A 25250-nucleotide genomic window follows, 5' to 3' on the forward strand; every position below is an offset into this window, starting at 1 on the left:
TCCGCCGCCCCCTCTATAGGCCACGCCCCACTAAAAAAATTCCAGCCCACACAAGGGCATTTGGAGGGGATAATGGCTCATATTGAGAGTTTCTTTGGTCTTGTTGGAGACCTGACTTGGGGGTGGTCGCTCATCCCTATTCTGGTGATCCTGGGTGTGTTTATCACCATGGCCACCGGTTTTGTTCAGTTTGAATTCTTTGGTCGCATGTTCCGGGTTCTGACCCGCGGTCCTGAGGATGGGAACAAGATTTCCGCGCGTGAGGCGCTGTTGGTGTCGATTGGTGGTCGTGTCGGCGGTGGGAACATCGCCGGTGTGGCGGTTGCGATCACCCTGGGTGGTCCGGGTGCTGTGTTCTGGATGTGGGCCATTGCCCTGGTTGGCATGGCCACCAGTCTGGTCGAATGTTCGCTGGCGCAGCTGTTCAAACGGGCCGATGACGATGGCGATTATCGCGGTGGCCCGGCGCTGGCGATCATTCACGGCCTGGGTTCGAACTATCGTTGGCTGGCGATCGTTTATGCGGTCTGTCTGCTGGCGGCCTTTGGTGTAGGCTTTGTCGCGTTTCAGGGCAATACCGTTGCTGCTGCGGCCAATGACTCCCTGGGGATTGATCGCTGGTACACTGGTGGTTTCCTAGCGGTTCTGACCGGTTTCATCGTTTACGGTGGTATTCACCGCATCGCCAAAGCCGCCGATATCGTGGTTCCGATCATGGCCTTTGGCTATATCGGCCTGTCGCTGGTTGTGATTGTCATGAATGCGGGCGAGATCCCGGCGGTTCTGTCGTCGATCTTTGCCAATGCCTTTGGTCTGGAAGAGGCCGTTGGCGGCGGTATGGGTGCGGCCATTGCGCAAGGTCTGCGTCGCGGTCTGTTCTCGAACGAGGCGGGTCTGGGCTCAGCGCCGAACGTGGCGGCGACGGCAGAAGTCCGTCACCCGATCAGCCAGGGTATTACGCAGGCGTTTTCCGTGTTTATCGACACAATCATCATCTGTTCCTGCACGGCATTTGTGATCCTGCTGGGTGACGTTTATCAGCCGGGTGCAGAAGACGTGAACGGTGTGGCTCTGACCCAACAGTCGCTGGTGGCGCATCTGGGCGATTGGACCCAGTATTTCCTGACCGGTGCGGTGCTGCTGTTTGCCTTCTCGTCGATCATCTACAACTATTACCTGGGTGAAAACGCAATGGCGGTTCTGTGGAAGAGCCCGATTGGTATCCATCTGCTGCGCATCGGCGTGGTTGGGGTGGTGCTTCTGGGGGCGGTTGCGCCTTCGGCGACTTCGGTCTTCTTCTTCTCGGATCCGATGATGGGAGTTCTGGCGCTGGTGAACCTGATGGTCATCATGATGCTGTTCCCGGTTGCGATGCGTATCTTGAACGATTTCCGCAAGCAGTTGAAGGCGGGTGTCGAACGACCGGTTCTGAATATCGAAGACTTCCCGGATCTGGATCTGGACCCCAAAGCCTGGCCCAAGCGCAGCTGAGGCGGGTCCAACTGATCTGATAAAACGCTGCCGTCCTCCCCTAAAGGGGAGGGCGGTTTTTTCATGTGTTCACGTCTGCGCCAGAGTGATTGACGCGTGTCATGTGGCAGGGCAGGTCTGGGGGATCTGTTCAAAAGGACCACCCCATTGCCCGAGATTGAGTTCACCCGTCTGCCCAAGATCCCAGTGACCGTGATCACCGCGCATATGTCTGATCCACGGGTGGCGGTGCATCTGCCCCTGTTGACCGGGGCATGGGATGATGCGCACAGCCGGGATTTGGTTGCGGCCAAGGAAGCCTGTTGGCAACGCGATGGGCTGGGCCATTGGGCGATCTTGGCAGACGGGGCTTATGTCGGCTGGGGTGGATTCCAGAAAGAAGGGGACGAATGGGATTTTGGTCTGGTCCTGACGCCCGAAGCCTTTGGTCTGGGTCTGCGGATCACCCGGCAGGCTTTGGCCTGGGCACGACAGGATCCGCGCATCCCATTTGTCACTTTCCTGTTGCCACCAAGTCGGCGCCATCTGGGTGCGTTGCGTCGGATGGGGGCCGCCGCCCTGGGTGAGGTCACACAGGACGGCGCGCAGTTTTTGAAATTCCGTCTGGATCTGGACGGCGTTTAATTCAGGATCCGCATGGTGATGCGCCGGTTCTGGGCGCGGTTCTCATCGCTGGTATTGGGCACCAGCGGGAAGGCCTCGCCATATCCGACGGCGGCCAGACGCTGCTCTGGAATGCCCTTTTGCGCCAGATAAGACGCCACCCGTTCGGCCCGCCGCTGGCTGAGGCGTTTGTTGGACGTCGCGGATCCCGTGGTGTCGGTGTGGCCAGCAATTTCCAGCATGGCCGCCGGGCAGCCAAAGAGCGCCTGCGCCAGTTGATCCAGCGCGCCCCGCGCATCGGGGGTCAGCGTGGCACCACCATCGGCAAAGGAGACTTTGGTCGATTGAACCATTTGCATCAGCCCGCCCAGGCAGCCGCCGGTCTGCACATTGGCAGCGCGTTCCACTGCCGTTGGGGCCGGGGTTGCGGCGGCGGATGGGGCAACGGCCACAGGTTTTGCGGCGGTGGCTGTGGTCTGCGGCTCTGCGCTGGCGGCAGTTACCGGGGTGGTGGTTGCTCCGGCGGGGCGGTGGAAATGGAAATCTGCGGTGACCAGCGCCAGGGGGGTAATCTTGGCCTCGGCGGCCTCTTCCAGTTTGCGAAACCCCTGCATTAGATCAAAGGTTTCAACAGGCACGACCACCGGCTGCAGCGTGTGGATCGACACGTCCTGATCGCTGTGCAGCGTCACACGGACATTGGCATCCACCTCGGCGGTGATCCCATGCAAGGTCAGCAACAGGGGCAGGACCAGGTGGCGGCTTTGCCCATAAGAGAGGCCCGCGATGTCCTCTTCGCGGACCTGTGCCACAATTTCGGCCAAAGGATATGTGAAAGTCTCAAAGAACAGGAAGCGCAGACGGACGTTGCGGATATCGATGCCAGAATCAACCGACTCCAGCTCGACCCGAAGGCGCACCAGGCCCGAGGGGTCGATCTGGCCTTCGAGGCGGTCAAAATGGCTGGTTTCCGCAACCGAGCCTTTTTTGATCGATGTAAAGCTGAGGTTTGAGCTGTCTGGTTGAAGGGTCCAGCCGCCCTCAAACGCAGAGCGGGCGAGGGCTGGGGATTGCAAGACCAGAAGACTGGTGAGAAGAAGGAGAAACCGTTTCATAAGGCTCACTTGTTAAATGACATGTGTCCGCTTGGGGACAGGTCGGAAAGTTTCCGTAAAACGAAAGCACTTAGCAAAGCCAAGGATTGCTGAGGCAACACGTAAATGCAACCGTACGGGTTCAAAGTAGCATCCGTTTTTAGTCTGAGTGAAAGGTTAAATGGTCCTTCGTTTCTGGTCAGTTCTTTTGTTGGTTTTGTCGTTTGCGCTGCAGGCGGTGTCTGCCGTGGCGGAACCACGTATTGCATTGGTTGTGGGCAACAGTGCCTATGGGCAGGTGTCGCCGTTGGACAATCCAAGCCATGATGCGCGTTTGATGGCGTCAACGCTGGAGCGGTTGGGGTTTGATGTGCGTCTGTTGGTGGATGCCAATCAGATCACCATGAAACGCGCCATTGCCCAGTTCGGTCGCGATCTGCGCACCGCAGGCGAAGAGACGACGGGGCTGTTTTACTATGCCGGTCACGGGGTGCAGAGCTTTGGCAACAACTATCTGCTGCCGGTGGATGTGGCGCTTTTGGATGCGGCGGATCTGGATTTGGTGGCGGTGGAAGCACAGTCTGTACTGCGCCAGATGGCATCGGCCCGCAATCGCACCAATATTGTTATTCTGGACGCCTGCCGGAACAACCCGTTTGAAACTGTGGCAGAGCTGGATCAAAACGGTCTGGCGGAAATGAAAGCCCCGACCGGCAGCTTTGTGGCCTATGCCACCGCGCCGGGGGAAGTGGCCTTTGACGGGGAGGGCAGCAACAGCCCGTTCACCGCGGCCCTTGTGCGGCAGATGGATGTGCCGGGGTTGCAGATCGAACAGGCGTTTAAAAACGTCCGCCGCGATGTGCTGTCCCAAAGCCAGGGATTACAGACGCCCTGGGACACCTCCTCATTGGTGAGCGATTTTTCCTTCCGCTCGGGCAATACAACGCCTGCGCCCTTTGAACCTGTTGTGGCCTCGGTTCCCAAAGTCTCAGCCCTTCCTGAGGCGGTGGCGGCGCTGCCTTCGGCAGAAACGGCGATGTTCCGCGCCGCCGAGTCCGCCAATACCATTGAAGCCTTGGAGGAATATCTGCGCGTCTATCCGATGGGCGAACATCTGAATGCGGCGCGGATTGCGCTGGCCGCGCTGCAAAGCCAGGCGCCTGCGGCAACTGCAGTACCGATTGCCGGGCTGGCGTCGGTCACATTCACCGCGCCGATCACCCGGGATTTGCCGGAATTGGGCGGGCGCAGCATGGCTGAGCTGATCACGTCAACGCCCAATTACGCCCCGATCGAAGGCCTGCCCGAAGAAGTGTGGAAAGGGCAGACCTGTGCAAATTGTCACGAGTGGAACCGGGAGCGTCTGTGTGAACAGGGGCAGCGGTATCAAGTGACGGCCTCGGCCCGGTCGCTGCACAAGCCGCATCCCTTTGGCGGGCAGTTCAAAACGGTGCTGCGGGCCTGGGCAGATAATTCCTGCCCCTGACGCGCTGCCGGTTTAGGGTCCGGTTGAGACCAGAAAATACACCCATTCCCCTTTGAAATCCGGGATCGCGGCGCGGGCCGTTGCGATGCCGGATTTGAGCGCCTCCAGATACGGTCCCGCCGGTTCCACCAAGGGGCGCGGGCCGATGTTAATGGGATGAGATGCGGCAAAGGCCACCACGATCTCTTGGCCAAAGGGGGGCGCAATGACCAGTTGCAGCCCCTTGGTCTGACCCGCGCGCGCCCCAACCGAGAAGGGCTGCGCCGGTGACAGTTCGATCAGGGGGGCGTGTTCATTGGGGCTGAGATGCAGCACATTGCCGCCCGCGTCCATGTAATCCACGTACACAAAGGCCGGGTAATCCGGCCCTGTGAGGTCCAGAAACAACAGATCCCCTGCGCGAAAGTCAAAGACGCGCACATGGGTGTCCGCCCCCAACAGCGCGGGGTTGGTGATCTGATCGGTGCTTTGCGGCAGGCCCACGTTTTCAATGGCTTGCAAGGTGCCGCATTGGGGGCGGGGCAGCAGCGCCATCTGGTCCGAGACGGCGATATTGCCGCCCATCTGCTGCTGCAGCAAATCCAGAACCGGCGCTTTGAGGTTCGCGTCGGGCACATGACCGCGCAAGGCCAGTGTGGCGGTATCAGGATCAAATTCCACCTGCAGCCGGGCGCAGGGCACCTGCGACAGGATCCGCGCGACCCCGTCTCGCAGTGGATCCCCCTCGGCCTGCAGATCGCCGGGACGGGTGAAGCTTTGGAAGGCGGCCAGAGATTGCGCGTCGATGTCCTGGCTGGCTCCCATAAAGGCCAGCTCTGCGGTGATTGCCTCAGCGGGGGGGCGCTGAACAACCAGGGTTTCAGAAGGGGCAGGCGCGTCGGACAGGGCGGTGCTGGGGGTCGTGATCAGAGCGGCCGGGGTGGACGGCGCTGCAGCAACCGGCAGGGGTGCGGGGCTGCTTGTTACCGCTGCGAGGCTGGGTGTGAGAGGTGCGGCGGTACTGACAAGCAGGGTTGTCTGTGATGTGGTGGCCACGAGTGTGGCGGTGGGTGGAACGGCTGCGGCGGTGGCAACAGTGGGAAGGGGGGCCGCATTTGCGGGCGCGGACGGCGGCGTGCTGGCCGCCAACTGTGCAGCTGTCGGTGTGGCAGCGGCAACCGGATTGGCGGACGGGCTGGCTGCGGCAACAGGCGTGGCGGCGTCTGGCACATCGCGCAGGGGGGTGACAGTGGCCACAACCGGGCGGGCGGTGGATAGCGGCACGGTGCCTGCCGCCAGGCTTTGACCGCTGGCCGGTTGATCCGGCGTGGCCTCGCCGCTGGCATCCCCCGATTTAGCGGCGGTTTGGCGGACGGGTTCGGATTGGACCGACATCTGGCTGGTCACGGTGGGTTGTGGCGGAATGGGGCGCGCGGTGAACTGATGTTTGACCCAAAGGTAGCCGCCCAGATGCAGCAGCGCTGACCCCACAAGGGCCAGGCCCCAGGTCGCCAGCCGTCCCGTCATGGTTGGGCCTCGGGGGTGACAACCAGCACCACCTCAGCAAAGCCAAGGTCTTCGCCCAGGGTCATCAGCGGCAGCACATGGCGGGTTGGGGTCTGGCTGTGCGCATTGATGCGCAGGCGCTGGCTGTCGCTGTCCGGTTTCAGCACCGTGGCCAGATCCGCCAGGTTGTAGGTTACGCCAGCAAAGGCAAGATCGCCGGTTTGGGACACGGAAACCGTCAGCCCGCCGGTGGGCATATCCTGACCGCTGACCGCCACAGGTGGTGTCACGTCAAACGGCGCGGTGGCATCCATGCGCCCGATCAGCATAAAAAAGACCAAGAGGAAAAACACCACATCGATCAAAGTGATGATGGTTTCCGAATGGGGTGACCGGGGCGGGCGGCGTAGCTTCATGGGCGCCCCTCCAGCCGCAGGACGCGCAGATCCGAAAGGCCCGATTGCGCCGCAAGGTCCATAATCGCCACCATGGATTGCAACGGCGCGGCGCCTGAGGGCAACAGGAACAGCCGGGTTTCCGGCGCGGCTTTTGCGGTCTGGGTCAACAATGCGCGCAGATCCTGCGATGTCAGCGGTTGGCCGCGTGCGGTGACACTGCCGTCGGCGGCGATGCGGATCATCAGCGCGGCGCGTTCGGTTGAGGCGGTTGTGCTGGCAGGGCCTGCGGGCTGGACCACCGGGATCATATCCAGGTTCAGATAGGTCGAAGTCACCATAAAGAAGACCAACAGGATCATCATCACGTCGATCATCGGAACGAGTGAGATCAGAGCCTGCGGTCGGTGGCGACGTTTCAGCTGCATGGCGGCTACCGGGTGCTTTGGATCAGCATCAGCTCACTGACGGCGCTTTCGATGGATTGGGCGGCGCGGTCGATCCGGGCGGCGAACAGCCCTGCGGCCACCGCCGCCGGAATCGCCACCAAGAGCCCCGCCGCCGTGGTCAACAGCGCCTGCCAGATGCCGCCCGCCAGAACGGAAGCATTGGCGGCACCCTGGGCCAATTCCAGATCCTGAAAGCTTTGGATCATGCCCAGAACCGTGCCCAACAAACCCAAGAGCGGCGCGACCATGGCGATCAGCTCTAACAGGCGGATAAGACTGTTGAGGCGGATCAGCTCCTCGTTGCCGCGCCGTTCCAATTCGCGTTCCAAGGGCGCGGTGGGAATGCCCTGGGTCAGGGCGGTCATGGCGTAATGCAGCACCCGGTCGGCGGGCACTTTGGAGCTGGCAATCCGCCGTTCCGCGGCCGTGCGGTCACCGCCGCGCCAATCCTGCAGCGCAGCTGTGCGATTGCTGCGCCCGGCGGTGGCGGGCCAAAGCTGGATCAGTTTGGCCAGGATCACCCCGACCGACATCAGTGACATCAGGGCCAAAAGCACCAGAATCGCGGCGCTGTTTCCAAAGCTGTCAAATGGCGTGCCCATGGGTTACTGCACCAATTGCGCATCAGCGTGTGAGCTCAGCGACAAGAGCGGGAAACAATCCATAGGCTCTTCGTTTTGAGGGGTGCAGGCCGGGAGGTCATGCAGCAGCATTTCCGAGATATCGGCGCAGGCGATGTCGGGAATTTCAAACAGTTTCAGCGTGGTGCGTTTGACCGGCAGGGGGGCCGCGTTGATCGACAGCAGCCGGTCAATCACGCCACCCGCATCCAGAATGGCGAGCGACATTTCAAAGGCCTCAAAGGATTTGCCGGTCTGGTTGCGAAACAGAAAGAAGGCGCGGCAACCGCCGGTTTCGATCTCTTCGGTTTTGTTGAGTTCAACGCCCAATGTGGTCTCTTGGGCCTGGGCGGCAAAAGGGGCCAAGGCGGGCAGGGCAGTGGCCAGGATCAGGGCAGATAAACGGTTCAGAAATGGCATAAAACTCTCCGGCGAGATGTGACGTCAGCTAAGTTGAGTGAGGGCGGCTTCGACCTTGTCCATGACGGCGTCGGCCTCATCGGTGTTTTTGTCTTTGAGCAGGCGGGCGGCCTGATGGATGGCGCGTTCCAGCTTGTCCCGTGCTGGGCTGCCGGGGGTGCGGGCGATATTGGCGCTGAGGGCGCGAGCCCGTTCGACGCTGGAGCGCAGGGCGCGCCCCTGTTGCTCGCGCGCGGCGCGGTTCATGGCGGTGTCTTCATCCTCGCGGTCTTGGCCGATGCGGGCGATGGCGCGTTCGATGACGGTCAGAGTTGTCTCTGCCATTTGCAGATCGCCGGTGTTGATTTGGCTGACACATTTGGCCAACGCTTTGCGCATCTTCAGCTCCAGCTCGCCGGGGGCCAGCGCAATGCGCGGTTCGATCCGTTTCAGCCGTTTGATCAGCGGGCCAACCGCCTGGGGATCCTGGCCGGTGACATCCAGATCATCAGAATCCTCGACCGGGGTGGCGGCAGCCGTGGGTTTGAGACTGTCGAGCGTATTGCCGCCGCTGTCCGTAAAAACCACATTCACGCCGGGGCGGTTTTGTTGGAAGAACCGTTTGAGCTGCGACAGTACCGATTTTGCGTATTCTTCACAGACAAATTCGGCCACATCCGAGCGCACCGTGTAGGTGCCCCAGATCATCGGCATCTTGCCACCGGACTTTTTCATTAAAGGTCTAAGGGTTTCCGGCTTGTTGCCGGGTTGGATCATCACCAGAGGATCGCGGTTCTCATCCATGGAAAATGCAAAACTCATGCTTTTTTTTGCGCCTTCGCGCATCATTATACGTATATCTGCGCCTTCAATCCGCGTCGCGGCCATACTGTGTCACTCATATAAACTCGTGAAAGCAATTGACTTTAGGATGCCGATAAGGCTCACTCTCGGTCAAGTTATTGTTTTCGATCTGCGGGTTTCTGATGTGTGTTGGGGCACCTTGGCTCTGCAGCTAGAACCCGAAATTGGTAAGGTACGAGTTGGAGGGGCTGTTGCATGGATCCTGAGATCCTATTGCAATCAAAAAGTGACACCGCGCCCAGCGGTGAGAATCTGGAATACGACCCAGTCTTCACAGAAATGGAATTGGCGGCCCAGCCGGGCGAAGAGTCTGTGATGGGCGATGAGCGCATCGAGGCGAGCGATCCGGATTATCGGGAGGTGCGCGTCAAGGCCTTGGAAGTGCTGGAGCAAAGCCATGAGATCCGCGCCGCCGTGTTTTTGGCGGATGCGGTTTTGAACATGGATGGTCCCGAGGAATTTGCCAAAGCCACCACATTGGTGCGGGGCTGTCTGGAGCAATTCTGGGACACATGCCACCCAGAGCTGGATGAGGACGACGGCGATGCTACCATGCGCATCAACGCGGTGCAAGGCCTGTGTGGCCAGCCTGATGGTATGGGGGGACCCTCGCCGATTTACCGCTCGCTGCGCCGGGTGCCGTTGACGAACAGCCGGGGTTTTGGCCGGTTTTCGTTGCGTGACATTGAAGTGGCCGAGGGGCTGGTTGCCGCGCCCGAGGATATGGAAAACCCGCCGGATGCGGCGACGGTCAGCGCGGCGTTTCAGGACAGTGATAGCGATGAGCTGGAGCGCTGGCTGGCGGCTTGGGATCAGGCCGAAGCAGATGTGCGCGCAATCTCGGCCGTGTTTGATGACAAGACGCCGGGCGAAGGGCCCGAGCTGGACCCGCTGATCAAGCTGCTGCGGACCCTGTCGGGGAAGATGCGCAGTCTGGGCGGTATGGCGGCGGGCGATGAGGCCCAGGCCGAGACCGGCGACGAGACTGCGGTGGCTGCATCTGGAGCTGGTGCTGCGGCTCCGGCGGTGGCTGCGGTGCCGGGCGCGATCAATACGCCTGCGGATGTGATCAACGCTTTAGATAGAATTATTTCATATTATCAACGTGTTGAGCCTTCCAGCCCCTTGCCTATTCTGTTAGAGCGGGCAAAGCGTTTGGTGGGGGCGGACTTCCTGACGATTGTAAAAGATATGGCACCTGAGGGGATGGACAATGTCCAGATCGTCGGTGGCCTGGATGACGATGATTGACCCCTTTGGGGGCATAAAGATTGATCCCCTTTGGGGATGGCGACAGGCCTGTGTGCTGACGCCAGCAACAGGTGACGAGTAAGGAGAGCTAGATGGCCGACAGTTCACAGAAGTTCATAGCCCGCAATCGGGCGCCGCGGGTCCAGATTGAATATGATGTGGAACTTTATGGCGCTGAGAAGAAAGTCCAGCTGCCGTTTGTCATGGGCGTGATGAGCGACCTGGTGGGCAAATCCGAGGTGGAGCAGCCCGCAGTTGCGGATCGCAAGTTCCTGGAAATCGACGTCGACAACTTCGATGATCGGATGAAATCCATGGCGCCGCGCGCGGCCTTTACCGTGCCTAATACGCTGACGGGCGAAGGCAATCTGGCGGTGGATATCACCTTTGAAAGCATGGATGATTTCAAACCGGCCGCCATCGCCGCCAAGGTTGAACCGCTGCGCGAGCTGTTGGAAGCGCGCACCCAGCTGTCGAACCTGATGACCTATATGGACGGGAAAACCGGTGCGGAAGATCTGATCTCCAAGATCATTCAGGATCCGAGCCTTCTGAAAACCCTTGCTGCGCAGCCGAAACCCGGCGGCGACGAGAGTGAAGAGTAAGAGAGGAGCGCGAGATGGCTGAACAAGACCTTCAACAGGAAGCGGCTGCTGGCGAAGCGGCCTTTGGCTCCAATGAATTTGCGAGCCTTCTGCAAAAAGAATTCCGTCCCAAGTCGGATCAGGCAAAGACCGCTGTGGAAAGCGCGGTCAAGACGCTGGCCGAACAGGCGCTGGCCAATGCCGGTCTGATCTCGGATGATGCGCTGCGCTCGATCGAGAGCATTGTCGCAGAGATCGACAAGAAGCTGACCGAACAGGTGAACCAGATCCTCCACAACGAGGAATTCCAGCAGCTGGAAAGCGCGTGGCGCGGTCTGCATTACCTGGTGAACAACACTGAAACCGACGAAATGCTCAAGATCCGGGTGATGCCTGTCACCAAAAAGGAACTGGGCAAGACGCTGAAGAAGTTCAAAGGCACCGCCTGGGACCAGTCCCCGATCTTCAAGAAGATCTATACCGAGGAATTCAGCCAGCTGGGGGGTGAACCCTATGGGTCCCTTGTGGCGGATTTCCACTTTGATCATTCGCCGCCAGATATTGAGCTGCTGGGGGAGATGTCCAAGATCGCTGCCGCCTCCCATGCGCCGCTGATCACCGGTGCGAAGCCGACATTGTTTCAAATGGACAGCTGGTCGGAGCTGTCAAACCCGCGCGATCTGACCAAGATCTTCCAGACGCCGGAATACGCCGCCTGGCGCAGCTTGCGTGACAGCGAAGATGCGAAATACGTGGGTCTGGCGATGCCACGTTTCCTGGGCCGTCTGCCTTATGGCTCCAAAACCGATCCGGTTGAGGAATTTGCCTTTGAGGAAGACACCGCAGGAGCAGGCAGCGAGAAATATGGCTGGGTCAACGCGGCCTATGGCATGGCGGTGAATATCACCCGTTCGTTTAAAATGTACGGCTGGTGTTCGCGGATCCGTGGCGTCGAAAGCGGCGGTACGCTGGAGGATCTGCCATCGCATACCTTCCCGACCACCGATGGTGGCGTGGATCAGAAATGCCCGACCGAGATCGCGATTGACGACCGTCGCGAGGCGGAACTGGCGAAGAACGGTATGATGCCGCTGATCCACCGCAAGAACACCGATGTGGCCACATTCATGGGCGCGCAGTCCTTGCACAAGCCTGCGGAATATGACGATCCGGATGCAACCGCCAACGCGAACCTGGGCGCGCGCTTGCCCTATCTGTTCGCGACCTGCCGGTTTGCCCATTACCTGAAGTGTATGGTGCGCGACAAAGTCGGCTCCTTCAAAAGCCGTCAGGATATGGAAAACTGGCTGCAGGAATGGATCAACAACTATGTAGATTTCAACGCTGACATTTCGTCAGAGGCTGAAAAGGCGCGCAAACCACTGGCTGCGGCGGAAGTGGTTGTGGAAGAGGTCGAAGGCAACCCGGGCTATTACAGCTCGAAATTCTTCCTGCGCCCGCATTACCAGTTGGAAGGCCTGTCGGTCTCGCTCCGTCTGGTATCCAAATTGCCTTCAGAAAAGGGAGGTTAACATTTCACAAATCACCCTTGGTTCTCAACTCACGTAAACGGTTACTGATTTTTGAAAGGACAGCACAATGGCTGCGAACATGTTTATCGAGATCTCCGACATCGAAGGGGATTCGATGGAGCAAAAACACGAAAAGTGGATTGTTATTGAATCGGCGAGCTGGAACGTTGAACGTTCTGTCGAGATGAGCGATCTGGGCTCTACCCAGCGTATGCATGCCAACTCCAACTTTGGTAAGGTTGAGCTGACGTCGCAAATGGGCAAAGCCTCCAACGAGATCGCCAAATCGGTGGCCAACGGCACGGTTCGTCCTGAGATCACCATGCACTGGTGTCGTTCGGGTGACGCACAGGCTGATGGCCTGCTGGAATATTCCGTATGGAAGTTCAAGGAAGTGGTGATCGACAGCTATTCCCTGTCGGCCAGCGCGGATGGCATCCCGGAAGAGACATGGTCGCTGGCTTATGCCGCGATTGAGCACACGTATAAGTCCACCAACCAGAAGACCGGTAAGCTGGAAAGCCCAATCGTCTTTAAGTGGAACGTACAAAAAGGCAAGTTCGAGTATTGATCCGGCCTTGGCCATGTCCCGGCGCTGTCTGGGGCATGGCATTCTTTTGATTTACCAGTGTCTCCGGAGCCCTTGCCATGACCGCAGAAGAGTATTTGAAAGCTGGCGAGCCGACCCAGGCGCTTGCGGCCTTGCAGGACAAGGTGCGCAAAGACCCGTCCAATGCCAAGCTGCGGATCTTTTTGTTTCAGCTTTTGTGCGTGTTAGGGGACTGGAAACGGGCAATTGCCCAGTTGAAAATCAGCGCGGAGATGGATGAGAGCGCCACGATGATGGCGCAGACCTACCGTGAGGCGATTATTTGTGAAGTCTACCGTGAGAAAGTGTTTGCGGGTGACAAGGCTCCGTTGATCCTGGGCGAACCGGAACCCTGGCTGGCCCATCTGATTGAGGCACAAAAGCTGTTGGCGGCCGGTCAGGTGGAACAGGCAGCCACCCTGCGCGGGCAGGCTTTTGAGGCCGCGCCCACCACCAGTGGTACGTTAAATGGTGTGTCTTTTGAGTGGGTTGCAGATGCGGACATGCGTCTGGGCCCGGTGTTGGAAGTGCTGATCAACGGCAAATATTACTGGCTGCCGTTTTCGCAGATCAAATCCCTTGAAATCGAAGCGCCGAGCGATCTGCGTGACACCGTCTGGATGGCGGGTGTGCTGACGTTGGTGAACGGGGGTGAGCTGGCGGCCTTGATCCCCACCCGGTATCCGGGGTCGACCCAGGGGGATGAGGCGGTCAAAATGGCGCGTTCGACCCAATGGCAGGATTTGGGACAGGGCACATTTGTGGGTCTGGGGCAGCGGCAGCTGGCCACCGATCAGGCGGATGTTGCGGTGATGGATGTGCGGTCTCTGGTTCTGGGAGATGCCGACACCGATGGCTGACAAGACGCTTGCAGAACGGCTGCAACCGTCCTTGTTGGACCGGTTGACGGACAATGAGCCCGGCAATCTCAAAGAGTCTCGTGACAGCCGGGTGATTGATTTGCACCGGCTGCGGATGATTATCCAGCGGGATCTGTCCTGGTTGCTCAACACGCAGAACGCCGAAAGCCATCTGGATGTAGAAAAATACCCAAGCGCTGCGGCCTCGGTGTTGAACTTTGGTCTGGCGGAAGTGTCGGGCAAATACACCGGACCCGAACGGGCCGAGGCGATCCGCCGGTCGATTGCCAATGCGATCAGCCAGTTTGAGCCGCGGATTATCGAAGGTTCGGTGGATGTGGAGCTGCGCGAGGGTGATGACCCCAATGATATGACCGTGGGTCTGGATATTCGCGCCGATATGTGGGCGCAGCCGATGCCGCTGGAGCTGTATTTGCGCAGCAAGGTCGACCTGACCACCGGCGAGGTTGATGTGGATCGGGGGGGCTGATCATTGGATACGCGTCTTCTGGGCCACTATGAAAACGAGCTGAATTTCCTGCGCGACATGGGCGCGGAGTTTGCCACGGCCTACCCCAAGATCGCCTCCCGCCTGGGCATGGAAGGGGTCGAGGTTCTGGACCCCTATGTGGAACGTCTGCTGGAAGGGGTGGCCTTTTTGTCGGCACGGGTGCAGCTGGAGTTGGAGCTGCAATATCCCAATTTTACCTCGAACCTGTTGGAAATCATCTATCCCCACTATCTGGCGCCGACGCCGTCGATGATGATTGCGGCTTTTGAGCCGGACAAGGCAAATTCCGCCGTGAAATCCGGGTTCAGACTGCCGCGGGGCTCGGTGCTGCGCTCGCGGTTGACGGATGGGGCGCAGACACCTTGTGAGTTCCGCACTGCCGCCGATACCGTCATGTGGCCGATCGAGATTACCGAGGCGCAGTATATCGACGGGCGGGGCGATCTGGTGGCGGCGGGTGTGGCCGCCAATGTGGACGCGCGCGCGGGCATTCGGCTGCGACTGAAACGCACCGATGGGGATCCGATCCGCGAATTGGCCATGGATCAGCTGACGCTGTTCCTGTCTGGTGCGGCGGGCAATTCCTGGCCGTTGTTAGAGCTGTTGTGCACCCAGGTGCAGGGGGTGACGGCGAAATCCACCAATCGGCGTGCGGATTGGACCTTTCCTTTGCCTGCGGGTCAGCTGGTGCAGAAGGGCTTTAGCCCGGATGAGGCGCTGTTGCCGCTGCCGCGCCGGGTGTTTGATGGGTATCGGCTGCTGCAGGAATTCTTTGCCATGCCGGAACGGTACCGGTTTGTGGAGCTGCAGGGCTTGCAGGCCGGACTGGAACGCGCCGAAGGGGCCGAGGTCGATATCTATATCCTGCTGCGCGACGGGATGAGCGCGGTGGCGCCTTTGGTTGTGCCCGAGACGTTTATGTTGAATGCGGTGCCAGCGGTGAACCTGTTTGAAAAGCGCTGCGACCGGGTGCGGATCAGTTCGACCGAGACCGAGCATCACGTGGTGCCCAACCGCACAGCGGGGCTGGATTACGAGCTTTATGCGTTGAAATCCGTCACCGGGATCAGCGCGGCGGGTGCCGAGGATGTGGAATTCCGTCCGTTTTACTCGGCTGATGATTTTACCGCTGCGGGCGAAACCCACCCGGCCTATTACAGCATCAAGCGGCGGATGCGGCAGCGGTCGGAAAAGGAACGGCTGCGCGGCGTGCGCAGTTCTTATCTGGGCTCCGAGGTCTATCTGTCGTTGGTGGATCGGGCTCAGGCCCCCTATAGCGCGCAGTTGGAACAGCTGGCGGTGACCGCGCTTTGTACCAACCGGGATCTGCCCCTTCTGTTGGCCACGGGTGATGCGGATGTGTTTCACCTGCCCGAAGGGGGGCCGATCAAACGGATCACCCTGCCGGTGTCGCCCACACGGCCCCATCCGACATTGGCCCAAGGGGACACCGCCTGGCGGCTGATTTCGCATCTGAGCCTGAATTACGCATCCATTGCCCAGACGGATCGTGGCCAATCGGCAGAAGCGCTGCGCGAGCTGATCGGCCTTTATGCGCCATTGGGCAACCGGGTGACGGAAAAGCAGCTGGAAGGCATCGTCGCGGTCAGCTCGCGCCCCATTGTGCGGCGGATGAGCGATCAGATCCTAGCCACGGCTGTGCGGGGGATCGAAATCAAGCTTGGCTTTGATGAGAGCTTTTTTGAGGGGACCAATATCTATGCGCTGGGGGCCGTGCTGGAGCGGTTTTTCCGGGGCTATGCCACCATCAACAGCTTTACCGAAACGGTACTGACAACAGAAAAACGGGGAGAGATTGCGCGATGGCGTCCGACGGTGGGCCTCGGCCGGATGATATAGGCCTTTTTGGCCGTCTGGCGGCTGATCCAAAGGCACATCATATCTTTCAAGCGTTGCGCATCCTGGAAGCGCAGCACGCTGACGCGCCGCGGCTGGGTGAAAGCCGCCGCCCGCGTCAGGATCAGGTGCGTCTGGGACAGGAGGCCGAGCTTGCCTTTCCGCCAACCACAATTGCGGATTTCAAACCGGGGGGTGGGGGCGCTCCGGCGCAGCTGACCAACCGGGTCTTTGGCCTGTTTGGCCCGCAGGGACCGCTGCCGCTGCATTTGACCGGCTATGCACGCGACCGCAAACGCAACCACCGCGACGGGGCGATGGTGGCTTTTGCGGATATGCTGACGCATCGGCTCATGAGCCTGTGGTATCGCGCCTGGTGTCAGGGATCCCTGACCCATAGTTTCGACCGCGCGGATGATCCGATGGCGGCGCGGGTGGCGGCGGCCTGTGGGTATAACGCCGATACCTTGGCCAATCGGGATGATTTTCCCGATCTGGCGCGGCTGCATTTTTCCGGCCTGCTGTCCCAAGGCGCGCGCAACCCCGAAGGGCTTGAAACCATTCTGGAAGAGTTTCTGGGCGTGCCGGTGACCTTGCAGGAATTTGTCGGCAGCTGGCTGCATCTGGAGCCGGATGATCTGTGGCAATTGGGGCGTGGCAGCCTGGGGCAGACCACCAATGTGGGGCAAAAGGTTTGGTCCCGCAGTGCCAAGTTCCGGTTGCGCATTGGACCGCTGTCCCTGGCGGATTACGAACGTCTTTTGCCGGGCGGTGCGTCACTCAACCGGCTGCGCGCGATTGTGCGGACCTATATTGGCGACCAGCTTGACTGGGACGTGAACCTTGTGCTTGCGGGCGATGCGGTCCCGCGCGCGCAATTGGGCGGCTCTACCCGGCTGGGACACACCAGCTGGGTCCGCTCGCGCCCGGATCCCGATGCGGATCAGGCGGATGTTGATGATCTTTACCTATACCCTGGCACAGCCCAGTGCACAGCTCAGTGAGGAGTAGCGAGTTATGACCGAAATCAGCCGTGTTGCGCTTTTTGGGAAGTTGAACAAACTGGGCTATCAGGCCGTCGAAAGCGCGACGGTCTTCTGCAAGATGCGCGGAAACCCCTATGTTGAACTGGTGCATTGGTTGCATCAGCTTCTGGCGGGGCAGGACAGCGATATGCATCGGATTATCGCCCATTACGATCTGGACACCGGTAAAATCGCGGCCGAGATGACACGCAATCTGGATGGGCTGCCGCGCGGGGCGTCCACCATTTCGGATCTGTCGGACCATCTGATGGACGCAATGGAACGCGGCTGGGTCTGGGGCTCGCTTCTCTATTCCGCCAATCAGGTGCGGTCGGGGCATCTGCTCTTGGGCATCCTGAAAACACCGGCACTGCGCAATATCCTGACGTCGATCTCACCAGAGCTGGCCAAGATCGGGGCCGATGATCTGGCCGATAACTTTGCCGAGGCCACGGGTGGTTCACCCGAAGAAGGTCTGGCGCCGCAGGATGGCTCTAACGTTGGTGGCGGCGCGGAACCGGGTGAGGCTTCGGGGGCGATGGCACCGGGCGCGATGGGCAAGGGGGAGGCGCTGGAGCAGTTCTGCACCGACCTCACCGAACAGGCCCGCAACGGAGAGATTGACCCCATCGTGGGGCGCGACGAGGAGATCCGACAGATCGTTGATATCCTGATGCGTCGCCGCCAGAACAACCCGATCCTGACCGGTGAGGCGGGTGTGGGTAAGACGGCGGTGGTCGAAGGGTTTGCCCTGCGGATTGCGCGCGGTGATGTGCCGCCGTCGCTGCAGGATGTGCGCCTGTTGGTGCTGGACGTGGGTCTGTTGCAGGCGGGTGCCAGCATGAAGGGTGAGTTTGAGAACCGCCTGCGTCAGGTGATTGACGAGGTGCAGGCCAGCCCCGTGCCGATTGTGATGTTTGTGGATGAAACCCACACGTTGGTCGGCGCAGGGGGCGCTGCGGGCACCGGTGATGCGGCGAACCTGCTGAAACCGGCGCTGGCGCGTGGCGCCCTGCGCACCATCGGGGCCACCACCTGGGCGGAATACAAGAAGTACATCGAGAAAGACCCCGCCCTGACCCGGCGTTTCCAAGTCGTCAAGGTTGATGAGCCTGACATTCCCAAGGCGATCCTGATGATGCGCGGCATTGCCACCATGCTGGAAGGTCACCACCGGGTGCAGGTCCTGGACGAGGGGATCGAGGCGGCGGTAACGCTCTCGGCCCGCTATATTCCCGCGCGCCAATTGCCGGATAAATCCGTGAGCCTTCTGGACACCGCCTGCGCCCGTGTGGCGGTCAGCCAGCACGCGGTTCCGGCAGAGGTTGACGACTGCCAGCGCCGGATTGAGGCGTTGACCACCGAGCTTGAGATCATCGGCCGTGATGAAACCGCGGGTTACGAGGTCGCGGACCGTCGCGAGGCCGTCACGGCGGCCAAAGAGGCGGAAGAGGCCCGGCTGGTGGATCTGACGGCCCAATGGGACAAGGAAAAGGCCTGCGTTGACGCGATTCTGGACCTGCGCGCCAAACTCCGGGAGGGGGCCGCGCCCGTGGATGCACCGGTTGATGCTGGGGATGAGCCTGCGGAGGGCGCCACCGAGAGCCCGCTGTCGGACGCGGACCGCGCCAAGCTGATGCAGGCACTCAAGGATAAGAATGCCGAACTGGAAACCCTCCAGGGAGATCGCCCGCTGATCCTGCCGATTGTGGATCATCAGGCCGTGGCCTCGGTTGTGGGCGATTGGACCGGCATTCCCGTGGGCCGCATGGTCAAGGATGAGATCGAGACCATCCTGAACCTCGAAGAGCATCTGGCCAAACGCGTCATCGGTCAGGATCATGCGATGCAGATGATCGCCAAACGCATCCAGACCAGTCGGGCGGGTTTGGACAATCCCAACAAACCGATCGGTGTCTTTATGCTTGCAGGCACCTCGGGCGTGGGGAAAACCGAAACCGCGCTGGCCCTGGCTGAGGTGCTGTATGGCGGTGAGCAGAACGTCATCACCATCAATATGAGTGAATACCAAGAGGCCCATACCGTCAGCTCGCTGAAAGGTGCGCCTCCGGGCTATGTCGGCTATGGCGAAGGTGGCGTGTTGACCGAAGCGGTGCGGCGCAAGCCCTATTCCGTTGTCCTGCTGGATGAGGTCGAGAAAGCCCACCCGGATGTGCATGAGATCTTCTTTCAGGTCTTTGACAAGGGCATCATGGAAGACGGCGAAGGTCGCCTGATTGACTTCAAGAACACGCTGATCCTTCTGACGTCCAATGCCGGATCCGAGCTGATCATGGATCTGTGCAGTGACCCTGATCTGATGCCCGAGCCGGATGGCATCGCCAAAGCGCTGCGCGAACCCCTGTTGAAAATCTTCCCGCCCGCGCTTTTGGGGCGACTGGTGACGATCCCCTATTATCCGCTCAGCCCCGATATGCTGTCCGAGATCACCAAACTGCAGCTGGGTCGGATCAAGAAACGGGTGGAGACCGCGCATAGCGTGCCGTTTGAATACACCGATGCGGTGGTCGAAGAGATCGTCAACCGCTGTCAGGAACTCGACAGCGGCGGCCGCATGATCGACGCGATTGTGACCAATACCATGCTGCCGGAGGTCTCAAACGAATTCCTACGCCGCCTGATCGAAGGCAAGCACGCCGAGAAGGTTGCCATCGATGTGGCCGACGGTGATTTCACCTATAGTTTTGAATAATTTGCGCTGTTTCCACTTGCGCGCATGAGGAGAGTATTAAATGGCCGAAGTAAATAAGTCATTCGATCTGATCACGGTGAATGCCAAAAATATGGATCTGCCAAATGGGAAGATCACTCTGAAGGTGTCGGGCAAAGAGATCGACACCTCCCTGCTCGCGCGGATTATGGAGCCGGTCTATTCCTATCTGAATGACTATCGCAAAATGGCGATTAACCCGGCGATCCAGAAATACGACAAACAGTTCGAGGGGATGAGCGACAAGAAAGAGGTCGAAAAGCTGGCCAAACTTGTCAATGACGAGCTGAAGAAGCTGGTCGCGAACCTTGAGAAGGAAGCCCAGAACCGGATCAAGGCCTCCTGGGAAAAGATCAAGAAAGAGAACAAGGAATACACCAAGTGGAAGCTGAAGATCGCGGCCAATATCACCTGGGGTGTGGTCAAGATCGGCAAATCCATTGCGGCTCTTGTGGCCAGTTCCGGCGCGAAGCTGGATGAATATTACAAGGTTGCCAAATCCGTTTATAGCATCGCCAAAGAGGTGAAAAAGGCCATCGCGACCGAGACCAAAGTGCGCGAAGACCTGATGAAAGCCCTGGAAAAAATGGCCAAGGCGACCAAGGACGGCAAGGTTGGCAAAAGCCATATCACCAAGGTCGAAGACACGGTGAAGGAATATAAGGTCAAGCTGACAGCGGCGCGTCAGAAGGCCTCTTCCATGGCGAAACCCTTGGAAAAACTGCTGCAGCTTCAGGATGAGGGCGTTGCCGTCACCAAGAAACAGGAAGCGGCGATCAACAATATGATCAGCCAGATCATCGAATTTAACACCACCGAACAGAATGGTCGCAAGTTTGCTGATTTTGCTCTGAAAAAGGCGCAGGATGCCCAGGGGACATTGGATCTGAAAACCATCAAAGCGCATGCTGAGAAGGTCAAAAAGGCCATCGATATTGCGATCAAAGTGTTTGAGGTCGCAGCCGATATCCTGTGACGGATGTCACAACCACTGGCACGCGGCGAACCTGAACCAGAACGGGGAGACAGGGGATGAACGTAGAGACGACGCAGACCGAGCCTGTAACGCTGCGCGACAAGGTGCGCGCTTTTGTTGAGACCGATTGGGTCGGCAATGCCATTCTCGCGATCATCATCTTCAACGCCATTATGCTGGGGCTGTCGACCTCGGATAATGTGATGGCGGTTGCGGGCGGGTTTATCTCGGTTCTGGACGATATTGTGCTGGCGATCTTTGTGATCGAGCTTTTGATGAAGCTTTATGCCTATGGGCTGCGGTTCTTTACCTCCGCCTGGAACATCTTTGATCTGGTGGTTGTGGGTCTGGGTCTGTTGCCCGATCGTCAGGGTTTGTCGGCGCTGCGCGGCCTGCGTGTGATCCGGGCCATGCGTCTGTTGTCGGTGATCCCGCAGATGCGGGCGGTGGTGCAGGCCTTGCTGGATGCGCTGCCGGGCATGGGCGCGGTGATCATTATGATCTCGATCGTCTTTTACGTCTTTGGCGTGATGGCCACCCTGATGTATGGGCCGGAGTTTTATGAATGGTTCGGCACCCTTGGCCGGTCCTTGTATTCGCTGTTTCAGATCATGACGCTGGAAAGCTGGTCGATGGGGATCGTGCGCCCGGTGATGGAGACCTATCCGGCGGCCTGGGCGTTTTTTGTCCCCTTTATCATCATCACGGCCTTCTCCGTCTTGAACCTGTTTATCGGTCTGCTGGTCAACACCATGCAATCGGCGGTGGAGGAAGAGGCCGAGCAGGAGTTTGAAAAGCTGCGGGATCTGGTGAAAAGCGAGACGGATCTTGTCGATGCGCATGTACTGGCGCTGCACGATGAGATCAAGGCGCTGCGGGCCGAGGTGGCTGCGTTGAAAGGGGGCAGCGATGGCTGACAGTTCGCAGAAATTTATCGCCCGCAATCGCGCGCCTCGGGTCCAGATTGAATATGATGTCGAGCTTTATGGCGCCGAGAAAAAGGTGCAGCTGCCTTTTGTCATGGGGGTGATGAGCGATCTTGTGGGCAAGTCCACGGTGGCGCAGCCCTCGGTGGCCGAGCGGAAGTTCCTTGAGATCGATGTGGATAATTTTGACGAACGCATGCGAGCCATGGCCCCGCGTGCGGCCTTTACCGTACCCAATACCTTGACCGGAGAGGGCAATCTGGCGGTGGATCTGACCTTTGAGAAGATGGAGGACTTCAGCCCCGGTGCCATCGCCGCCAAGGTCGACGCGCTGCGCCCGTTGCTGGAGGCGCGACAGCAGCTGACGACATTGATGGCCTATATGGATGGCAAGACCGGGGCGGAAGCTTTGGTGGAGAAGGTGCTGCAGGATCCAAGTCTGTTGTCGGGGTTTGAACCGGCGGCGGCAACCTCTGCGGATATGACAGCCGTTCTGGATGAGCTGCGCGAGCAAGCCCCGGAAGAGGCGGGCGAGGATCAGACTGCTGCGGCGCTTGCAAGCCTTGGGTCGGTGGCACCTGCGGAAGCGCCGCCGGAAACCGACGCGCAAGCGGTGCTGGATGGATTGGCGGCGGCCGCACCTGAGGCGCTTGTGGCGGGCGATGCCATGGCGGATGTTCTGGGAGATCTCGCAGCCGCCGCGCCGCAGGGGACGTCTGAAACAGGGGATGCGGCGCAACGTGTTTTGGATGGGCTGAGCGCGGCAGAAGCTGACGTGGAAACGCCAGAGGACAAGACGTCTGATGTTCTGGCGGAACTGGCCAATGTCACGGTGCAAGAGGTGACAGATCAGGATGCTGCGGGAGAGGTCTTGGATGCGCTGACGGCGGCTGCTCCTGCGGAGGAGCCCTCCGCCACAGATGAGGCGGCAGCGGTGTTGGATCAGCTGAGCGCGACCGCACCTGAGGGCGATGCGTCGCAAACGGATGGTGTCGCGGATATTGATCTGAGTGATCTGTTGCCTGAGCCGGAGCAGCCTGCAGAGCAGGGCGATGATCTGGACGATGTTCTAGCCGGGCTGGAAGCCGCTGCGCCTGCGGAGGTGGAGAGCGGTGTTGAGGATGTTTTGTCCGAATTGGCGGAGGTGCCGGTAGGGGATGATGACCCGACTGACACCGTGGATGCGGCCCTGGCCGGTTTGGCAGGGGCGACACCAGATGACCCTGTGGCGGATGACATTGACCTGAGTGATCTGCTGCCCGAGGCGGAGCAACCTGCAGAACAGGGCGATGATCTGGATGATATCCTAGCCGGGCTTGAGCCAGAGGATGTGAGCGCGCCGGTTGGCGATGATCTGGGTGATATTCTGGAGACTGTCGCAACGCCGCCCGCACCAGAGGGCGGATCCACCGATGATTTGGACGATATCCTGGGGGATCTGGCGGATTTGGATGACCCAGTGCCGGACTCAGACGGCTCGGCTGCGGCATTGGCCAGCCTACCTACTGAGGACGTGCCGACGGAGGCTGCGGACCCCGACCTTGGCGCCTTGCTGGGCGAGTCGGACGGCACCGGCGATCTGGATGATATTCTAGCGGATTTGGGGCTGGAGGATGATCCGGCAGAGGCAGATGACGCGGCAGCTGCTGCGGTTGTCGACGACAGCGCGGATTTGGATCTGGATGATCTGTTGAGCGATTTGGATCCTGCGGCAAACAGTGAGGATGGGGCGGCCCCGACATCAGAGGGTGCGGCGTCGGCGGACACAGAAGCGGCAGTCGAAAGTGCGGATCCGGTCGAGATCGAGTTTCCCTTTGGCACGCTTTCTGCGGATCGCCCAACGCCCGAAGTTCTGACACGGCGTCGGTTCCGGATGGCGGTCTTTGGCGATTTTTCGGGTCGGGCGGCGCAAGGCCGGGTGGAGATCGGCGATGATCTGGCGGCGCGGACCGGGCAGCTGTTGGATGTGGATACGGTTGAGGATGTGATCGAAGGGTTCGCCGGGGATCTGATGCTGCCGATTGGCAAGGAAGGTACGGTGGTTCAGGTGCCGCTGGGGGGGCTGGATGATCTGCATCCCGACGAGCTTTATGAAAAAATGCCACTGTTTGCTGAGCTGGAGTCGCTGCGCAAGCAATTGGCCAGTGGCGCAACGGCCGGGTCTGCGGCGGCATCGCTTTCGGCCTGGGGGGAGAAATACGGCACACCGGCCGCAGCTCCGCGCCTGTCATCTTCGGCGACAGCGGTGCCTGCGGATCTGCGGCTGAGCGATTTTCAACGTCTGATCGGGGATGTGTCACCGCAGCCCAGTGAAGCCTCTCCCGTGGCTGAGCTGATGGAACGGGTGGTGGGGCCGCATATTCGCCGTTTGCCGGATCCCAACACCACGGCGATGCAAGAAGCCGTGGGAGACGCGCTGAGCCATGCGATGCGGATGGTGCTGCACCATCCAGAGTTTCAGGCGATCGAGGCGCAATGGCGCACGCTGGACCTGATGGCGCGGTCGATTGAGACCAATGATAAGCTGGAACTGGTGCTTTATGACATTTCCGCGCAAGAGCTGGCAGCGGATCTGGCGGCCGAGGAAGACCTGACCCAAAGCGGTCTGATGCGGTTGTTGACCGAAGGGCCGTTGGACCCCGAAGAGGGGCGGGGTGGATATTCCGCCATTATCGGACTGTATCAGTTTGAGGAAACGCCGCCCCATGCAGAGCTGCTCGGGCGGTTGGCGCGGGTTGCGGCGCATGTGGACGCGCCGTTTATGGCGGCGATTTCGCCTGCTTTCCTGACCACGCCCAAGGAGGAACGCCCAAAATTGGTGGCCGAGGCCTGGGATACATTGGCCGCGATGCCAGAGGCCGTGCATCTGGGGCTGTTGGCACCACGTTTTCTTTTGCGGCGTCCCTATGGGGCCAAAACAGATCCGATTTATGAGTTTGACTTTGAAGAATTCACCGAGGCGGAAGGGCTGAAGGGCATGTTATGGGGCAACCCTGTTGCCTTGGCTGCCATCCTGATGGGGCGGTCCTTTGCCAAAAACGGGGCCGCGATGGACCTTGGCTCGATTATGTCGCTGGGGGACATGCCCTATCATTACGTTTTGGACCGGTTTGGTGATCAGGTGGCGCTGCCCTGTACCGAGCGCAACATTGACCTGGATAAAATTGCGACGGCCAAGGAGCGCGGGTTTATGGCGGTGTCCGCCGTCAAAGGGCAGGATGTGGTGCGGTTGACCTCATTCATGGCGTTGAACGGCGGTGATCTGTCAGGACCGTGGAGCGATATCCCGGTGCCGCCGCCATCACCACCTGAGGTCACGGCAGCACCAGAACCTGAGGCCGCGCCTGCTGCGCCTGCACCGGTTGAAGCGGAGGCTGACAGCGACAGTTTGGACGATGAGCTGGACGCGCTGTTGGCTGGATTTGATGATGAGACGCCGGATCAGGATGCGGCGTCTGAAGATGATTTTGACGCAGAGCTTGCGGCTTTGTTGGATGATTTGCGATGAAAAATAATATGTTA

Annotated in this window: 22 protein-coding genes and 1 pseudogene; 16 read left to right on the forward strand and 7 right to left on the reverse strand. The window is 59.8% G+C overall.

Annotated elements, in window-relative coordinates:
• Window positions 1–72 precede the first annotated feature (72 nt).
• Complete coding sequence (locus GFB49_RS16650; protein WP_153217068.1) at window positions 73–1491, forward strand: alanine/glycine:cation symporter family protein; 1419 nt, start codon at window positions 73–75, stop codon at window positions 1489–1491.
• Between the two features lie 207 nt (window positions 1492–1698).
• A complete protein-coding gene (locus GFB49_RS16655) occupies window positions 1699–2115 on the forward strand; it encodes a GNAT family N-acetyltransferase (protein WP_246149771.1) in 417 nt (138 codons plus the stop codon).
• Here the strand turns inward: GFB49_RS16655 and GFB49_RS16660 are convergent.
• Window positions 2112–3209 carry an OmpA family protein gene (locus GFB49_RS16660; RefSeq protein ID WP_153217070.1) on the reverse strand — a complete coding sequence of 366 codons (1098 nt, stop codon included), beginning with the start codon at window positions 3207–3209 and terminating at the stop codon, window positions 2112–2114. The two genes, GFB49_RS16655 and GFB49_RS16660, sit on opposite strands and share 4 nt — an antisense overlap.
• A gap of 160 nt (window positions 3210–3369) precedes the next feature.
• On the opposite strand from GFB49_RS16660, the gene GFB49_RS16665 reads away from it, so the two are divergent.
• Window positions 3370–4674, forward strand: coding sequence for a caspase family protein (locus GFB49_RS16665; RefSeq protein WP_153217071.1), 1305 nt, complete (start codon window positions 3370–3372; stop codon window positions 4672–4674).
• A gap of 12 nt (window positions 4675–4686) precedes the next feature.
• Here the strand turns inward: GFB49_RS16665 and GFB49_RS16670 are convergent, their stop codons facing one another.
• The 6 genes from GFB49_RS16670 to GFB49_RS16695 are packed head-to-tail and all read right to left on the reverse strand — an operon-like array spanning window position 4687 to window position 8844.
• Window positions 4687–6180 (reverse strand): DUF4384 domain-containing protein, encoded by a 1494-nt coding sequence (locus GFB49_RS16670; RefSeq protein WP_153217072.1) that lies wholly within the window; start codon window positions 6178–6180, stop codon window positions 4687–4689.
• Window positions 6177–6575, reverse strand: a complete 399-nt coding sequence (locus GFB49_RS16675) for an ExbD/TolR family protein (RefSeq protein WP_153217073.1) — start codon at window positions 6573–6575, stop codon at window positions 6177–6179. Before GFB49_RS16675 ends, GFB49_RS16670 begins: the two co-directional genes overlap by 4 nt.
• Window positions 6572–6982 carry an ExbD/TolR family protein gene (locus GFB49_RS16680; protein WP_153217074.1) on the reverse strand — a complete coding sequence of 137 codons (411 nt, stop codon included), beginning with the start codon at window positions 6980–6982 and terminating at the stop codon, window positions 6572–6574. Before GFB49_RS16680 ends, GFB49_RS16675 begins: the two co-directional genes overlap by 4 nt.
• Before the next feature lie 5 nt (window positions 6983–6987).
• Window positions 6988–7605 carry a MotA/TolQ/ExbB proton channel family protein gene (locus tag GFB49_RS16685; protein WP_153217075.1) on the reverse strand — a complete coding sequence of 206 codons (618 nt, stop codon included), beginning with the start codon at window positions 7603–7605 and terminating at the stop codon, window positions 6988–6990.
• Between the two features lie 3 nt (window positions 7606–7608).
• Entirely contained in the window at window positions 7609–8043 is a 435-nt protein-coding gene (locus tag GFB49_RS16690; protein WP_153217076.1) for a hypothetical protein, read from the reverse strand.
• A 24-nt stretch (window positions 8044–8067) separates the two neighbouring features.
• Window positions 8068–8844 carry a hypothetical protein gene (locus GFB49_RS16695; RefSeq protein ID WP_246149766.1) on the reverse strand — a complete coding sequence of 259 codons (777 nt, stop codon included), beginning with the start codon at window positions 8842–8844 and terminating at the stop codon, window positions 8068–8070.
• 237 nt (window positions 8845–9081) lie between these two features.
• Between GFB49_RS16695 and tssA the strand changes: the two genes are divergently transcribed.
• The 13 genes and pseudogenes from tssA (at window position 9082) to GFB49_RS21430 (ending at window position 25236) form a co-directional block, all read left to right on the forward strand.
• On the forward strand, window positions 9082–10137 hold the full coding sequence (gene tssA / locus GFB49_RS16700) for a type VI secretion system protein TssA (protein ID WP_153217077.1): 1056 nt from the start codon (window positions 9082–9084) through the stop codon (window positions 10135–10137).
• Between the two features lie 92 nt (window positions 10138–10229).
• Complete coding sequence (gene tssB / locus GFB49_RS16705) at window positions 10230–10742, forward strand: type VI secretion system contractile sheath small subunit (RefSeq protein ID WP_153217078.1); 513 nt, start codon at window positions 10230–10232, stop codon at window positions 10740–10742.
• A 14-nt stretch (window positions 10743–10756) separates the two neighbouring features.
• Window positions 10757–12253: a type VI secretion system contractile sheath large subunit gene (gene tssC / locus GFB49_RS16710; RefSeq protein WP_153217079.1), complete on the forward strand. Its 1497-nt coding sequence runs from the start codon at window positions 10757–10759 to the stop codon at window positions 12251–12253.
• A 67-nt stretch (window positions 12254–12320) separates the two neighbouring features.
• Window positions 12321–12824, forward strand: a complete 504-nt coding sequence (locus GFB49_RS16715; protein ID WP_153217080.1) for an Hcp family type VI secretion system effector — start codon at window positions 12321–12323, stop codon at window positions 12822–12824.
• A 77-nt stretch (window positions 12825–12901) separates the two neighbouring features.
• Window positions 12902–13702 (forward strand): type VI secretion system accessory protein TagJ, encoded by an 801-nt coding sequence (locus GFB49_RS16720; RefSeq protein WP_153217081.1) that lies wholly within the window; start codon window positions 12902–12904, stop codon window positions 13700–13702.
• A complete protein-coding gene (gene tssE / locus GFB49_RS16725) occupies window positions 13695–14192 on the forward strand; it encodes a type VI secretion system baseplate subunit TssE (protein ID WP_153217082.1) in 498 nt (165 codons plus the stop codon). Before GFB49_RS16720 ends, tssE begins: the two co-directional genes overlap by 8 nt.
• A 3-nt stretch (window positions 14193–14195) precedes the next feature.
• Complete coding sequence (gene tssF / locus GFB49_RS16730) at window positions 14196–16073, forward strand: type VI secretion system baseplate subunit TssF (RefSeq protein WP_153217083.1); 1878 nt, start codon at window positions 14196–14198, stop codon at window positions 16071–16073.
• Complete coding sequence (gene tssG, locus GFB49_RS16735) at window positions 16037–17074, forward strand: type VI secretion system baseplate subunit TssG (RefSeq protein ID WP_153217084.1); 1038 nt, start codon at window positions 16037–16039, stop codon at window positions 17072–17074. The genes tssF and tssG overlap by 37 nt, the downstream gene beginning before the upstream one ends.
• Window positions 17075–17087: 13 nt before the next feature.
• The gene (gene tssH, locus GFB49_RS16740; RefSeq protein WP_153217085.1) at window positions 17088–19808 is read left to right on the forward strand and encodes a type VI secretion system ATPase TssH; all 2721 of its coding nucleotides are present in this window, start codon (window positions 17088–17090) and stop codon (window positions 19806–19808) included.
• Between the two features lie 40 nt (window positions 19809–19848).
• Window positions 19849–20802 carry a hypothetical protein gene (locus tag GFB49_RS16745; protein WP_153217086.1) on the forward strand — a complete coding sequence of 318 codons (954 nt, stop codon included), beginning with the start codon at window positions 19849–19851 and terminating at the stop codon, window positions 20800–20802.
• A gap of 56 nt (window positions 20803–20858) precedes the next feature.
• The gene (locus tag GFB49_RS16750) at window positions 20859–21719 is read left to right on the forward strand and encodes an ion transporter (RefSeq protein WP_153217087.1); all 861 of its coding nucleotides are present in this window, start codon (window positions 20859–20861) and stop codon (window positions 21717–21719) included.
• Window positions 21712–22173: pseudogene (gene tssB / locus GFB49_RS21290) on the forward strand (type VI secretion system contractile sheath small subunit); the annotation flags it as partial. The gene GFB49_RS16750 and the pseudogene tssB (GFB49_RS21290), both read left to right, overlap by 8 nt.
• 222 nt (window positions 22174–22395) lie before the next feature.
• Window positions 22396–25236: a type VI secretion system contractile sheath domain-containing protein gene (locus tag GFB49_RS21430; RefSeq protein WP_343032619.1), complete on the forward strand. Its 2841-nt coding sequence runs from the start codon at window positions 22396–22398 to the stop codon at window positions 25234–25236.
• Window positions 25237–25250: the final 14 nt, after the last annotated feature.

Origin of the sequence: Tritonibacter litoralis (genome assembly GCF_009496005.1) — a bacterium.
Taxonomy (GTDB): Bacteria; Pseudomonadota; Alphaproteobacteria; order Rhodobacterales; family Rhodobacteraceae; genus Epibacterium; species Epibacterium litoralis.

Coding starts and splice junctions, on each gene's coding strand:
- GFB49_RS16650 (WP_153217068.1), top strand. CDS start 73: ATGGCTCATATTGAGAGTTTCTTTGGTCTTGTTGGAGACCTGACTTGG.
- GFB49_RS16655 (WP_246149771.1), top strand. CDS start 1,699: ATGTCTGATCCACGGGTGGCGGTGCATCTGCCCCTGTTGACCGGGGCA.
- GFB49_RS16660 (WP_153217070.1), bottom strand. CDS start 3,209: ATGAAACGGTTTCTCCTTCTTCTCACCAGTCTTCTGGTCTTGCAATCC.
- GFB49_RS16665 (WP_153217071.1), top strand. CDS start 3,370: ATGGTCCTTCGTTTCTGGTCAGTTCTTTTGTTGGTTTTGTCGTTTGCG.
- GFB49_RS16670 (WP_153217072.1), bottom strand. CDS start 6,180: ATGACGGGACGGCTGGCGACCTGGGGCCTGGCCCTTGTGGGGTCAGCG.
- GFB49_RS16675 (WP_153217073.1), bottom strand. CDS start 6,575: ATGAAGCTACGCCGCCCGCCCCGGTCACCCCATTCGGAAACCATCATC.
- GFB49_RS16680 (WP_153217074.1), bottom strand. CDS start 6,982: ATGCAGCTGAAACGTCGCCACCGACCGCAGGCTCTGATCTCACTCGTT.
- GFB49_RS16685 (WP_153217075.1), bottom strand. CDS start 7,605: ATGGGCACGCCATTTGACAGCTTTGGAAACAGCGCCGCGATTCTGGTG.
- GFB49_RS16690 (WP_153217076.1), bottom strand. CDS start 8,043: ATGCCATTTCTGAACCGTTTATCTGCCCTGATCCTGGCCACTGCCCTG.
- GFB49_RS16695 (WP_246149766.1), bottom strand. CDS start 8,844: ATGAGTTTTGCATTTTCCATGGATGAGAACCGCGATCCTCTGGTGATG.
- tssA (WP_153217077.1), top strand. CDS start 9,082: ATGGATCCTGAGATCCTATTGCAATCAAAAAGTGACACCGCGCCCAGC.
- tssB (WP_153217078.1), top strand. CDS start 10,230: ATGGCCGACAGTTCACAGAAGTTCATAGCCCGCAATCGGGCGCCGCGG.
- tssC (WP_153217079.1), top strand. CDS start 10,757: ATGGCTGAACAAGACCTTCAACAGGAAGCGGCTGCTGGCGAAGCGGCC.
- GFB49_RS16715 (WP_153217080.1), top strand. CDS start 12,321: ATGGCTGCGAACATGTTTATCGAGATCTCCGACATCGAAGGGGATTCG.
- GFB49_RS16720 (WP_153217081.1), top strand. CDS start 12,902: ATGACCGCAGAAGAGTATTTGAAAGCTGGCGAGCCGACCCAGGCGCTT.
- tssE (WP_153217082.1), top strand. CDS start 13,695: ATGGCTGACAAGACGCTTGCAGAACGGCTGCAACCGTCCTTGTTGGAC.
- tssG (WP_153217084.1), top strand. CDS start 16,037: ATGGCGTCCGACGGTGGGCCTCGGCCGGATGATATAGGCCTTTTTGGC.
- tssH (WP_153217085.1), top strand. CDS start 17,088: ATGACCGAAATCAGCCGTGTTGCGCTTTTTGGGAAGTTGAACAAACTG.
- GFB49_RS16745 (WP_153217086.1), top strand. CDS start 19,849: ATGGCCGAAGTAAATAAGTCATTCGATCTGATCACGGTGAATGCCAAA.
- GFB49_RS16750 (WP_153217087.1), top strand. CDS start 20,859: ATGAACGTAGAGACGACGCAGACCGAGCCTGTAACGCTGCGCGACAAG.
- GFB49_RS21430 (WP_343032619.1), top strand. CDS start 22,396: ATGGCGGATGTTCTGGGAGATCTCGCAGCCGCCGCGCCGCAGGGGACG.